Consider the following 12,399-nt stretch of genomic DNA (forward strand, 5'->3'; position numbering starts at 1 on the left):
ACGGCAGTCGATGTGATCGATGGTGCCGATTCGTGAGTGGCTGGACAGGACGAACGAGACGTGGGCGCCGCCGGCAGCCCGGGATCTGGCGAACCCGTACCGCTTCCTCTTCTGGCTGACCCGATCGCAGGCGCGGCGGATCGCCTGGGGTTCCGTACTGGGCACCTGCTGGACGGTCGGACTGGCAGTGCCGCCGTGGGTGCTGTCCCACGCGGTCGACGACGGACTGGTCGCCGGCGACACCTCCGCGCTCGTCGGCTGGTCGCTGGTTCTGCTGGCGGCCTTCGTGCTCAATGCGCTGTTGTCGATCGCACGGCACCGGACGATGACCAAGGTCCGGATGGACGCGTCGTTCCGCTCGGTCCGGACGACCGTGTGGCACACGTCCCGCCTGGGCGCGTCATTGGGCCGTCGTCTGAGTGCCGGCGAAGTCGTCACGGTCGGCATCGCCGACGTGTACACGGTCGCGCAGGCGCTCACGGTCGCCGGTCCGGGCGTCGGTGCGGTCGTCGCGTACGTCGTGGTCGCCGCCCTCCTGTTCGCGATCTCACCGCTGCTGGCCGCCGTGGTTCTCGCTGGGGTCCCGCTCGTCGGGATCGCCGTCGGCCCGTTCCTGCAGCGCATCGAAAGCACCGGCGGCGAGTACCGCGTGCACCAAGGCAGGTTGACGACCCGCCTGGTCGACGTACTGGCGGGCCTGCGCGTCCTCAACGGCCTCGGCGGCAAGACCTTCGTCGCGGAGCGGTACGCCGATCAGTCGCAAACCCTGGTCGGACACGGCTACCGCGTCGCCGGGCCCGCGAGTTGGGTCGGCGCGATGTCGACCGGCCTGCCCGCACTCTTCCTCGCCGCAGTCGTGTGGTTGTCCGCCCGGATGGCTGCGACCGGCGCCATCACGATCGGCGACGTGGTCGCCGTCTACGGGTACGTCGCTGTGCTCGTCGTACCCGTGGCGGCTTTCATCGAGGCCGGTGGTGACATCGCCCGTGCTCGGGTGGCCGGTCAACGGATCATCGACCTGCTCAACCTGCCGGTCGCTCGGCACGACGTTCCCGCTCCGGTGCCGCTCCCCCGCGGCTGTGGTCCGTTGACCGACCCCGACTCGGGCGTGATCGTTCGTCCCGGTCTACTCACGGCCCTGGTCGCTCCGCGGCCGGCGGAGGCGCGCGCGGTGATCGAGCGACTTGGGCAGCTGGACGCCGATACGGACGCTGCGGTGACCTGGGCGGGCGTACGTGTCGACGATGTCGCCCGAGACGAGTTCAGGCTCCGGTTGGTTGTCGCCGACAACGATGCCGAGGTGTTCGCCGGCACCGTACGCGACATCGTCGCGGGACGGCTGGAGCCTGACGACAGCCTGATCCAGGCGGCGCTCCGGGTAGCCGTCGCCGAGGACGTCGTCGAGGCGCTGCCCGGGGGCCTGGACGCCACCGTCGCCGCCGGTGGGAGTGATCTCTCGGGTGGTCAACGGCAGCGGATCCGGCTCGCTCGGGCGGTGTACGCGGCGCCCGACATCCTGCTGGCGCTCGAGCCGACCTCGGCGGTCGACGCGAACACCGAGTCCGCCATGATCGACCGCCTCCGTGAGGCGCGGCGCGACACGACGACGGTGATCACGACCATGTCGCCGCTCGTGCTGGACCGCGCCGACGAGGTCATCGTGCTGTCCGACGGCAAGGTGACGGCGGTCGGGACGCACACGGAACTACTCCGCGGCGACTCCTTCTATCGCGAACTGGTGTCCCGCGCCCAGGACGGTGCCGATGACTAACCAGTTGCCGATCGCGGGGCCTGCCGAAGTCCGCGCTGCGGCGATCCGTGACCTCGGCGCGGACCGCCGTACCGTCATCGGGCTCGTGCTGGTGAACGCGCTGGCGTCCGCGGCAGGTTTGATCGGGCCGTGGCTGCTCGGCCGGATCATCGACACGATCCGGACCGGCTCCGGCGATGTGCTCGGCACCGTGGATCGGCTCGCCTTCGGCGCGCTCGTGTTCACGGTCGTGCAGACCGTGCTCACGTGGTGGGCGCTCAAGATCGGCTACCGGTTCGGCGAGCGAACGGCCGCACGCGTTCGGGAGCGATTCCTCCTCCGGACTTTGGCACTGCCCCCGCGGGTGGCCGATCATCTCCCGGCCGGCGATCTGATCGCCAGGGGCAGCACCGACTCGTCACTTGTCGCCACCACCTTGCGGTCCGCGGTGCCCGAAGTTCTGGTCGCCGGCGTCCACGCGCTGTTCCTCATCGTCGCGGTACTGGTCCTGGATGTGCGCCTCGGCCTGTGCGGGTTGCTGAGCCTGATCGGTGTCGGCGCGGCCATTCGCTGGTACGTACGGCGCGCGCGGCCGGCGTACCTGGCAGTGGCTGCGACCGGCGCGGAACTGGCCGACGTGGTCGCGGGCACTGCGAAAGGCGCCCGTACGATCGAGGTGCTCGGGCTCGAAGATCGCCGTACGCAGGCCACGGAGGCTGCCGTCACTCAGGCGCGGTCCGCGCGTCTGAAGGCGTTGTGGCTGCGGACCGTTCTGTTCCCGTGGTCGGAGATCGCGCTGGCGCTGCCCGTCGTCGGCGTACTGCTGATCGGCGGCGCGCTGTACGCGAACGACCGCGTCAGCCTCGGCGTCGTTGTGACCGCGACGGTCTATCTGCGTCAGCTGGTGGGCCCACTCGACACCGTGATGCTCTGGATCGAACAGCTCCAAGGCGCCGGCGCCTCGTACGCGCGCGTCGAGGGGCTCGCCGACATCCCGCAGACGGAGACCCGCCGTACCCTGCGGGTCGACGGGGATCGGATCCGGGTCACCGATGCGCATTACAGCTACACGGGCGTTCGCGACGTACTCCACGGGATCGATCTGCTCGTTCAGCCCGGCGAACGCCTGGCGATCGTCGGTACGTCGGGAGCCGGGAAGTCGACCCTCGCACGGCTGCTCGCAGGTCTCGATCGCCCGCACATCGGGTCGGTGACCATCGGTGGTACGCCGGTCGCCGACCTCCCGCCCGACCAGCTCCGCGAACACGTCGTACTGATCACGCAGGACCATCACGTCTTTCACGACACCCTCCGCGACAACCTCCTGATCGCGAAGCCGACCGCGACCGATCAGGAGCTGTACGCCGCACTCGCCGCCGTCGGCTGGTCGAACGACCTGCCAAGCGAGCTGGACACCGAGCTGGACACGAAACTGGACGACGCCAGCGCCCAGCAACTCTCGCTGGCCCGCGTCGTTCTCGCCGATCCCCACACGCTGATCCTCGACGAGGCCACCTCGCTGCTCGACCCCAAGACCGCCCGGCAAACGGAACAGTCGCTGGCAGCGGTACTGCGGGGTCGCACGGTGATCGCGATCGCCCACCGACTCCAGACAGCGCATGACGCGGACCGCATCGCCGTGATGGAAGCGGGCGAACTCGTCGAGCTCGGCACCCACAACGAACTCGTCAGCGCGGGACGCGTCTACGGGCAACTCTGGCGGGCCTGGCACGCCGAAACAGATCGGCCCGGGTAGTCACGCCTGCTGAAAAACACGTGCCGCGGGATCCCGTGCGACTTATGGTGCGCCAATGCCGTCTCCACTGTTGCCCCGCTCGACACCGGCCGCCGCGGGTGTGTCCTCCACAGCGATCGCCGCGCTGCTGGACCGGCTCGAGGCGCGATCCGTCGAGTGCCACTCGCTGATGATCGTGTATCGCGGCCAGGTCGTCGCCGAAGGCTGGTGGGCGCCGTACTCCGCCGAGCGCCCGCACCTCCTGTACTCGTTGACGAAGTCGTTCACCGCGATCGCCGTCGGGCTCGCGATCTCCGACGGGCTGCTGTCCCTGGACGACCGGGTGGTGGACGTGCTGCCTGACCATGTGCCGGACGACGTCTCGGACCAGGGGCGCCGCGTCACCGTTCATCATCTGCTGTCGATGACCGCCGGACACGGCGTGGACAGCCTCGAGCAGGCCTGGCAGCTGGAACCTGGCGATCTGGTGAAGGGCTTCCTGCGCCTTCCGTTCGCCGAGCCGGAGGGGACGCGGCATACCTACGACAACTCGACCACGTTCCTCCTGGCGCGGATGGTGGAGCGCGTCACCGGTCGTGACCTCCCCGGGTTCCTCGACGAGCGGCTGTTCGGGCCGATGGGCATCGACCACGCCGAGTGGGACCGGGTGGCGAGCGGCGTGGCGTTCGGGTTCCACGGACTGCACCTGACCACTGAGGCCATTGCCGCCTTCGGTGAGCTTCTGCTGCGTGGAGGCGTCTGGCGCCACCGCCAGCTCGTCCCGCGCGAGTGGGTCGAGCTCGCGACCAGCCGGCACGTCGACACGGTGCCGCTTCCGGGCTGGTCGCAGAACCCTGACTTCCTCTGCGGGTACGGCTACCAGTTCTGGATGTCGCGGCACGGCTACCACGGTCACGGTTCCTTCGGCCAGTACTGCGTGGTTGTCCCGGAGCACGACCTCGTGGTGGCCATCACGGGTGCCGTCGATCCGACGGACGCGCTGCCGGGTCTTGTCTGGGAGTGTCTGTTGCCCGGCCTGAATGATCCGGCAAGCGCTCAGAACGACGAGATCCTCGCTGAGCGGCTGCGGCAGCTGTCGTTCGACGTCGTGCCGGGTTCGGCCGACCCGGGGCGTTCCGTCAAGGCAACCCTTGACGCGTCCCCTGAGGGCTCGGCACTGCCTGCAGGAATCACGGTAGCGGTCGAACCGGCGGAAGGGAGTTGGGTCGTCAGGCTCGGCGCCGCACTCGAGGTCGCGGTCGGCCATCAAGAATGGCGGGAGAGCTCACCACTGGGCCGCCCGGTCGTCGCGTCCGGCGCTTGGCAGGGTGACACCTTCATCGCCGACCTGTTCGTCATCACCACTCCACACCGGGTCCGGCTCGTGCTCGACTCCGCTGCGGGCACAGCGGTGGCGACGTGGAACGTCGTACCCCTGACTGGTCCTAACCTGGAGTTGCATGTGCGCGCGCCGTTGATGACGCGACCGGACGTCGCCTAGGCAGAATTGGCGGCGGGTCAGTTGTCGGATCGGGCTGTCGGTGTTCGTTGCAGGGGTGAAGTGGCCGTCCAGGACGGGCGGCACGGAGCACGGGAGATGACGCATGCAGTACTTGATCTCGGTGATCGACGACAAGACGCGGTCTGCGACACCGGACGAGCTGACCGCGGTCGACGCCTTCAACGAGCAGCTGCAGACCGACGGGCACTGGGTGTTCGCCGGCGGACTCGACGCGCCGGCGACCTCCACGGTGATCGACGGCCGGGGTGCCGAGCCGTACTTCAGCGACGGCCCGTTCCTGGAGTCCAAGGAGTACCTGGGCGGCTTCTGGATCTTCGAGGCGCCGGATCTCGACGTGGCGCTGAAGCTCGCCACCGCGGCGTCCAAGGCCTGTAACCGCAAGCTCGAGGTGCGGCCGTTCCTGTGAGTTCTGACAGCGCTGTCCAGGAGGCGATCACCCGTGCTCACCACGAGGAGTGGGCGCGGATCGTCGCGTCCCTGACCAAGCGTTTCGGTGACCTGGACATCGCGGAGGAGGCGGCCGCGGAGGCCTTCGCGACCGCTGTCACGCGGTGGCCCGACGACGGCGTACCGCCGAATCCCGGCGCCTGGCTGACCACGACCGCGAACCGCAAGGCCATCGACCGGATCCGGCGTGAGGCCAAGCGCGACGACAAGCACAAGGAGGCTCGGATCTTGTCCGACGACGGCCCGCCCGAGCCTCTCGGCGTGATCGACGACGAGCGGCTCCGGCTGATCTTCACCTGCTGTCACCCGGCGCTCGCCATGGAAGCCCGCGTGGCGCTGACGCTGCGGATGGTCGGTGGGCTGACGGTGCCCGAGATCGCCCGGGCGTTCCTGGTCCAGGAGTCCACGGTCGGTCAGCGGATCACGCGGGCGAAGGCGAAGATCAAGGCGACGCGGATCCCGTACCGGGTACCGGCCGCGGAGGATCTGCCGCGACGCGTCTCCGGCGTACTCGCGGTGCTGTTCCTGGTGTTCAACGAGGGGTACCTCGCCAGCGGTCCGGACACCGATCCGGTGCGGCACGAACTGACGGCCGAGGCCATTCGGCTGACGCGACTGATTCGGACGCTGATGCCGGCGAACGGCGAGGTCGCGGGATTGCTGGCGTTGATGTTGCTGACCGAGGCCCGCCGTACGGCGCGGGTCTCGGCGAGCGGCGAACTGGTCACGCTCACCGATCAGGATCGCGGCGCGTGGGACGTCGTACTGATCGCCGAGGGGCATCAACTGGTGCGCGAGCGGCTCGCGGCCGGGGTGGCGCCGGGGCGGTACCAGGTGCTGGCGGCGATCAACGCCGTGCACACGTCGGCGCGGGACGTGCGCGACACGGACTGGTCGCAGGTCGTCGCGCTGTACGACCAACTGGTTCGCATCGACCCCTCGCCGATCGTCGCGCTCAACCGCTGGATCGCGGCCGCCGAGCTCGACGGGCCCGATGTCGCGCTGGCCGCGGTCGATCGTCTCGAGGACAAGTTGGCCGGGTACCACCCGTACCACGCGACTCGGGCCGAGCTGTTGCGGCGGCTCGGGCGGAGTCAGCAGTCGCGTGCGGCGTACGACAAGGCGATCGAGCTGGCGGAGAACACCGCTGAGGTCGCCTATCTGAGCCGGCGTCGCGATCAGCTCGGCTGACGGTTGCGCAGGACGCCTTACTATGAGGTAATGCATTACTACATGGTAAGGCGTTAGGAGCGAGTTCATGCCACAGGTGACACGTCGGATCACGATCCCCCGGACGCCCAGCGTCGTCTGGCAGCAGTTCGTCTCGGAGGACGCGCTACGGCGCTGGATCGCGCCGACGCTGACGATCGAACTGCGGGAAGGCGGTCCGTACCGGATGCTCGGGGCCGACGGCGTGACGTGGATCAGCGGCGTCGTACTGGAGCTCGTTCCGGAGGGACGGCTGGTGCTGTCGTGGATGGAGGAGGACGCCGGCTGGGAGCACCCCGGGCGGCTGGTGATCACGCTGCAGGCAGCGAGCGACGGCACCGAGGTGACGCTCACGCACGACGGCTTCGCCGGGATCGGTACGCCGACGTGGCAGCGGACCCGGGATGCGTACGAGCGTGGCTCCGACCGGCACCAGGTGCTGCAGTGTCTCGCGGATGCGGTGACCGGCGTTGGCTGACGAGACGGATCCGTTCCGGGCAATCGCGGATCCGACCCGGCGCCGCATTCTCGATCTGCTGATGGACCGCGGCAGTCTCACGGTCGGCGAACTCGCCGGGGAGTTTCCTTCGTTGGTGACCTCGGGGATCTCGAAGCATTTGATGACGCTGCGCGCCGCTGGGTTGGTGGTCGCTGAGAAAGCGGGGCGGAATCAGCGGTATCGCATCGATCGTGACGGTCTCGAGTCGGCTTTCGGTCCGTGGATCGCTCGTTATGAGGCGTATTGGACCGACGCGCTGACCGCCTTGCGCGATGCGACGCTAGCTTCTCCCGAAGCGGGCCAGGCAATGCCAGACACGCTTGACTGACTGCGCCGGGTGAACGCCGGAGCGGGCCGCGTGACCGAGCACTTCCGGAGTCAGCTCGTCGCTGAGAGAGCACGCCAGCTCCACGATCTGCGCCCCGCGGTACTCCGGGTCGAAGACGCGCGGGTCTGCGCGGAAACCCGGGTGGTACTCGACGGCGCACCCGAGCCGTCGCGCTGCCGCTTCGACCGCGGTCCCGGCGAACGACGGATCCAGCACCACCGCGTCGACGTCGGTCGCGAGGCGCACGGGTCCGTGGACGTGCGCCTCGACGTACTCATCCAGGTCGTCGGCGCCTGACTCGTCGGCGAGCCGGCAGAAATGCGGGAGCGTCGTCTTGTCGCCGACCCGCTCCGGATTCAGCGCGGAGTCCGGGAAGCAGAAGGTCGCGCGGTCGATCACGTCAGGCTTCAACCGAAGGTACGACGACCCGAAGCGAACCGCCCCGCCGTACGGATCACGCCGGCGATTCCACACCCCGTACATGGGGCGATCCGCTGCGGACTTCTCGTCGTACCTGCCGTCAAAGAGGCGGCTCTCCCACCGCCACCGATCCCCACCCGGAAACGCCGTCAGCCCGCCATTGGAAATCCCGGTCGAGAACTGCGACCGATAAACTCCATCCGCCGCCAGCGACTCGATCACCATCCGCCCACCATGAGGCCAATCAGGCTGAAACTGCAGCGTGATCATCGGCCGGGTCCGGTTGTTCGTCCGTCGGCATCGATGGTGATCAGACGCAGCTTCTCGTCGTGCCGCCCCGTCGCCAGCCAGTGGGCGAAGGCGACCCGTGCGGTCGGCGGCATCACGAGCGTTGCCGGATCCACGCTCAGATCGAACCAGCAAAGGTCGCCTTCGGTGCATTCCGTGGGGACGGGAGCGTCCGTCCTGAGGGTCGCGGTGAAGTAGAACGTGAAGCGGATCTCCGCGCCGGTGTCGCGCATCGCCGTGTACCGCAGGGCGAAGTCGCTGACGTCATGCGCCGTGATGCCGACCTCCTCCTCCAGCTCCCTGAGCGCGGCAGCCGCCGGATCGGTCATCTCCGCGGGCTCGATGTGACCGCCGATCCCAACCCATGAGTCGGTGATTGCTCGGGAACCTCGCCGGTAGAGCAGCAGAACCTTGTCCTCTCGGACGAGGAAGACCGACGTAAGGTGGCGCGTCGAATGCATCGGGCTCAGACGGTGACGGTGAAGCCGAGGTCGACGTCGCAGGCGGCTTGGCCGGCTCGGATGCCCCAGTTCTCGGTGGGGGCGTCGCGGACGAGGATGGTGACGTGGTCGGCGGGGATGTCGAAGGGCTTCAGGTTGGTGACGATGTTCGTGTAGAGGGCGCGCTTGGCGTCGATCGAGCGGCCGGCGAAGCAGTCGATCGTGACCAGGGTGAAGAACTCGGGCTGCGTGAGGCGCGGTGAGCAGGCGAAACGGTGCGGTGCGTGGACCACGAGCCGGACGTCCTTGTCCTGCGGCGGGATCCGGAACGCCGCGACGAGCGCGTCGTGCACGGCATCGATGATGGCGATTTCGTCCGCCTCGGAGTACTGACGGCGTACTTCGATCTGCGCGCTCGGCATGACATGGATCCTTCCGCGGGGTTGTGTCAGCCCTGACCACACCACGAAGCGGCCACTCCGGCGACCGAATTTGTCGGTGGGCTCGGGCACACTTCACAGTCATGAAGATCCCTCGTGGCGCGGCCGTCGTCGTCGACGCGGGCAGAGTACTGGTGATCAAGCGGTACCTACGCCAGGCGAGCGCGACCGAGTGCGTCATGTGCGAGTACGCCGACGCGCCCGGGCCGGACTGTGAAGGGCATCGGTACGCCGTGCTTCCCGGTGGGCATGTGGAGACGGGTGAGTCGGCTGCGGGCGCCGCTCTGCGGGAGCTCCAGGAGGAGACCACGCTGACCGGGGCCGTCGACCGGCTGCTGTGGACCGGGTCGCATAACGGGCGGCCGGCGTACTACTTCCTGGTGCGCGACGTGGACGGCGTACCTGAGTTGTCCGGGGACGAGGCGGCGGCGCACAGCGCGACGAATCACTTCGAGGTTCGGTGGGCCGACTCCGAGGACCTGGAGAGCTTCGGGATCTATCCGGTCGAGCTGCTCGACAGGCTCAAGGGGTTAGTTGCGGTGAGCGACGAGGCGGGTTAGACCGAGGAGGTTGCCCTCGTCGGCTTCGAGCATGCGCTGGTCGGGCTCGTAGCCGCGGTCGACCTTGGCGCAGGTCTGTAGCCAGTGGAGCCAGTCGGTCCACCCGTGCGGGAGCATGTCGGCGGTGTCGACGGTGACGAGGTTGGTGCGTTCCCACAGGCGCTGCCACCAGTCCGGCGGTAGCCAGGTGCAGAGGTCCGGTCCCCACCGGTCGGCGAGGTACGCCGGTGGTGTGAAGTCGGGTGCGGTGCGGATGCCCGGGGCGATGACACCGAGGAGACCGTTCGGGCGGAGGAACTCGGTCAGGTACGCCAGGTAGTCGACCCCGGTGCCGAAGTAGTTGTACGCGCCGATGCTGACGACAGCGTCGAAGAAGCCGTGCGCGAACGGAAGCTTGTGCGCGTCCGACTGGATCGGGTGGACACGTCCCGCGGCGCCGGCGTCCTGGATGCGACGCCAGTTCTCGGTCGGGTCGACCCACAGATCGGTGGCCCAGACTTCGACGTCGTACTCGCGGGCGAGGAAGATCGACGTGAGCGCCGTACCGCAGCCGAGGTCGAGGACGCGCATTCCGGGCTCGAGCGTCATCACCTGCATCAGGCCTTCGGCGCTCCAGAGTGGATGCGGGCCCATGAGGTTGTCGACGACCCACTGCTGGTCGTAGGTGTTCGAGCGGGGATACCGGTCGAGAGTGAGCGCTTCGCGCAGGAGTTCGTTGGACATGGTGCGACGGTGACAGCGCGCGGGGCGGCCCACAACGGGTTTTCGGCGAGCGCTTCCGCGATCATCCGGTGGCCCTGCTAGGCCTGGGCCAAAGCGACAACTCCGTACAGACCTGCGGCCGGGAGCTGCTCGAACGCCTCGTCGCCGACGTGATGCGCCCAGACCGCGGTGTTCACGGCCTCGCGAACCCGGGCGCGGTACCAGGCAGCCGGCCCCCTCGGGTCGCCGCCGTAGCCGTCGACGAACGCCGTTTCGAGTGTGGGGCCAACGCGGAACTGCTGTGCGGCGAGGCGGACCAGGCCGGTGTACGCCGGGCGCAGCTCGGCGCGGCTGATGACCTCAGTTGGCGCTGCACGCGCCGTCGTGGCGCCGTTTGGGTGGTTCACCTCGGAAATGGTCCGTTCCCACGCGGCATGCCAACTGCACAGGGACAACATCAGGGGTGAACCGCTCGAATGCCGTCTTGTCACGGCACTAGAAGCTCACCGGCTTGGCGATAAGTCTCCGGCGTCCATTCGTACGGCGTACCTTCGACCTGCTCGCCTGGCAGGAATCGGGCGAGAAGGAGTTTCGCGTCGTCGTCGGCGTGCACGAGTTCGGGCGCGCGTCGATTGGTGCTCCAGGGCCGTAGCCAGACGCGGTCGGCCCGGAGCTCGCGGACGAGGTGATGGTCGGCATCGTCGCCGGCCTTCGCGATCTAGCGCTGACCGTCGTGCGTGAGCTCCAGCACGAGCGTGCCGACGAGACCCCAGCTGTGGTCGTTCACGACCTCGGCGGACGGCAGCCACGCATCGAGGAGCTAGTGCTGACGTCGGGTGCGTCCCACTCGCGAAGACCAGCGCACAAAATGTATGGAGAAAGCTGGACGAATTTCCCCGGATAATTTATCCTGGCCGAATGCAGAATTCACAGGGAAATGTCTCTCTACCATTAAACCTATCATCAGGAATTGCGGAAAGCAAGTCCGGCGAATTCTGGCGACTCGGAGACGTTTCGGTCCGGCGGATCGGGTTCGGCGCGAAGCGGCTCGCGGGGTCCGGTGACGGCGGGGCCGGCTCCCGGGACCGGGCCGTCGAGCTGCTCCACCAGGTGGTCGCGCTCGGGGTGAACCACATCGACACGGCCGCGTTCTACCCGAGCCACGGGGCGGCCGGGCAGACGCGGTTCGAGAGTCTGGGCTGGGCGAACGAGGTGATCCGGCGCGCGCTGGCGCCGTACCCGGACGAGCTTCTGATCGCGACGAAGGTCGGGCCGACCGATCACGGGATGGCGCGACCGGACGAGCTGCGAGGGCTGGTGGAGGACGATCTGCGCGCGCTCGGGGTCGACGCGCTCGATCTCGTCTATTTGCGGCAGATGGGGCTGCCGTCGATCGCGGAGCATTTCGGTGTGCTCGCCGAACTCCAGGAGAAGGGGATGATTCGGCAGTTGGGAGTGTCGAACGTGCGCGTCGAGCTGTTGCAGGAGGCGCGGGAGATCGCGCCGGTGGTCGCGGTGCAGAACCGGTACAGCGTCGGGTTCGGGCGGGCGAACGACGAGATCCTGCGGTTGTGTGGTGAGCTCGGGATCGCGTTCATTCCGTTCTTCGCGCTGACCGCCGAGTCACGCGAGGCCGGCGGGGTGCCGACCGCGGTGCCGGCGGCGGGTGTGGTCCAGGAGATCGCGGACCGGCTCGGCGCGACGTCGGCGCAGGTCCGGTTGGCATGGACGCTGAGCCGCGGCGACCATGTCCTCGCCATCCCAGGCACATCAAGCCGACAGCACCTCGAGGAAAACCTGCGAGCAGGCGAGCTGGTCCTCTCCCCCGAAGACCTAGCCACACTCGACGCACTACTCGACTGACGCGACGGGCGCCCGGGAGCGGCGCACTGCGGCGCTTCCGCCCACCGCACTGCGGCGCTCCCGCCCACCGCGCTGAGTGTGTGCGGACCTTGGACAAGCTATTGCTTGTCCGAGGTCCTCATCTGATGCGTCAGGTCAGCGGATCCACGCGGTCGCGTCGCTGGGAAGGCGGCCGTTGGCGTCGGCGGGAGCCACT

14 protein-coding genes are annotated in these 12,399 nt (G+C 68.4%); 9 read left to right on the forward strand and 5 right to left on the reverse strand.

The annotated features are described in order from the left end of the window. Positions 1-22: 22 nt before the first annotated feature. The 7 genes from ACFYRH_RS25625 to ACFYRH_RS25655 all read left to right on the forward strand — a co-directional run bounded on the left by ACFYRH_RS25625 (position 23) and on the right by ACFYRH_RS25655 (position 7,490). Complete coding sequence (locus ACFYRH_RS25625; protein WP_387780200.1) at positions 23-1,771, forward strand: ABC transporter ATP-binding protein; 1,749 nt, start codon at positions 23-25, stop codon at positions 1,769-1,771. Beyond that, positions 1,764-3,506 (forward strand): ABC transporter ATP-binding protein, encoded by a 1,743-nt coding sequence (locus tag ACFYRH_RS25630; RefSeq protein WP_387780203.1) that lies wholly within the window; start codon positions 1,764-1,766, stop codon positions 3,504-3,506. The genes ACFYRH_RS25625 and ACFYRH_RS25630 overlap by 8 nt, the downstream gene beginning before the upstream one ends. A 55-nt stretch (positions 3,507-3,561) precedes the next feature. After that, positions 3,562-4,986, forward strand: a complete 1,425-nt coding sequence (locus ACFYRH_RS25635) for a serine hydrolase domain-containing protein (RefSeq protein WP_387780206.1) — start codon at positions 3,562-3,564, stop codon at positions 4,984-4,986. A gap of 103 nt (positions 4,987-5,089) precedes the next feature. Continuing rightward, positions 5,090-5,413 (forward strand): YciI family protein, encoded by a 324-nt coding sequence (locus ACFYRH_RS25640; RefSeq protein ID WP_387780209.1) that lies wholly within the window; start codon positions 5,090-5,092, stop codon positions 5,411-5,413. After that, positions 5,410-6,645, forward strand: a complete 1,236-nt coding sequence (locus tag ACFYRH_RS25645) for an RNA polymerase sigma factor (protein ID WP_387780212.1) — start codon at positions 5,410-5,412, stop codon at positions 6,643-6,645. Before ACFYRH_RS25640 ends, ACFYRH_RS25645 begins: the two co-directional genes overlap by 4 nt. 67 nt (positions 6,646-6,712) lie before the next feature. Next, on the forward strand, positions 6,713-7,141 hold the full coding sequence (locus tag ACFYRH_RS25650) for an SRPBCC domain-containing protein (RefSeq protein ID WP_387780215.1): 429 nt from the start codon (positions 6,713-6,715) through the stop codon (positions 7,139-7,141). Next, complete coding sequence (locus ACFYRH_RS25655; protein ID WP_387780218.1) at positions 7,134-7,490, forward strand: ArsR/SmtB family transcription factor; 357 nt, start codon at positions 7,134-7,136, stop codon at positions 7,488-7,490. Before ACFYRH_RS25650 ends, ACFYRH_RS25655 begins: the two co-directional genes overlap by 8 nt. Here ACFYRH_RS25655 and ACFYRH_RS25660 read toward each other — a convergent pair. Genes ACFYRH_RS25660 through ACFYRH_RS25670 form a run of 3 tightly spaced genes read right to left on the reverse strand, consistent with a single transcriptional unit; the run spans position 7,443 to position 9,060 of the window. Further along, positions 7,443-8,180, reverse strand: coding sequence for a DUF3626 domain-containing protein (locus tag ACFYRH_RS25660; protein WP_387780221.1), 738 nt, complete (start codon positions 8,178-8,180; stop codon positions 7,443-7,445). The genes ACFYRH_RS25655 and ACFYRH_RS25660 overlap by 48 nt on opposite strands. Further along, positions 8,177-8,659, reverse strand: a complete 483-nt coding sequence (locus ACFYRH_RS25665; RefSeq protein ID WP_387780224.1) for an NUDIX domain-containing protein — start codon at positions 8,657-8,659, stop codon at positions 8,177-8,179. The genes ACFYRH_RS25660 and ACFYRH_RS25665 overlap by 4 nt, the downstream gene beginning before the upstream one ends. A gap of 5 nt (positions 8,660-8,664) precedes the next feature. Beyond that, positions 8,665-9,060 carry a tautomerase family protein gene (locus tag ACFYRH_RS25670; RefSeq protein WP_387780227.1) on the reverse strand — a complete coding sequence of 132 codons (396 nt, stop codon included), beginning with the start codon at positions 9,058-9,060 and terminating at the stop codon, positions 8,665-8,667. Between the two features lie 101 nt (positions 9,061-9,161). Here ACFYRH_RS25670 and ACFYRH_RS25675 point away from each other — a divergent pair, with 101 nt between their 5' ends. Then, positions 9,162-9,638 (forward strand): NUDIX domain-containing protein, encoded by a 477-nt coding sequence (locus ACFYRH_RS25675; RefSeq protein WP_387780229.1) that lies wholly within the window; start codon positions 9,162-9,164, stop codon positions 9,636-9,638. Here ACFYRH_RS25675 and ACFYRH_RS25680 read toward each other — a convergent pair. Next, positions 9,609-10,361: an SAM-dependent methyltransferase gene (locus ACFYRH_RS25680; protein WP_387780232.1), complete on the reverse strand. Its 753-nt coding sequence runs from the start codon at positions 10,359-10,361 to the stop codon at positions 9,609-9,611. The two genes, ACFYRH_RS25675 and ACFYRH_RS25680, sit on opposite strands and share 30 nt — an antisense overlap. A gap of 77 nt (positions 10,362-10,438) precedes the next feature. Further along, positions 10,439-10,747, reverse strand: a complete 309-nt coding sequence (locus ACFYRH_RS25685) for a hypothetical protein (protein ID WP_387780235.1) — start codon at positions 10,745-10,747, stop codon at positions 10,439-10,441. A 511-nt stretch (positions 10,748-11,258) separates the two neighbouring features. On the opposite strand from ACFYRH_RS25685, the gene ACFYRH_RS25690 reads away from it, so the two are divergent. Beyond that, positions 11,259-12,203: an aldo/keto reductase gene (locus ACFYRH_RS25690; protein WP_387780238.1), complete on the forward strand. Its 945-nt coding sequence runs from the start codon at positions 11,259-11,261 to the stop codon at positions 12,201-12,203. The last annotated feature ends 196 nt before the right edge of the window (positions 12,204-12,399 follow it).

The organism is Kribbella sp. NPDC004875 (assembly GCF_042873375.1).
Classification (GTDB): Bacteria; Actinomycetota; Actinomycetes; order Propionibacteriales; family Kribbellaceae; genus Kribbella.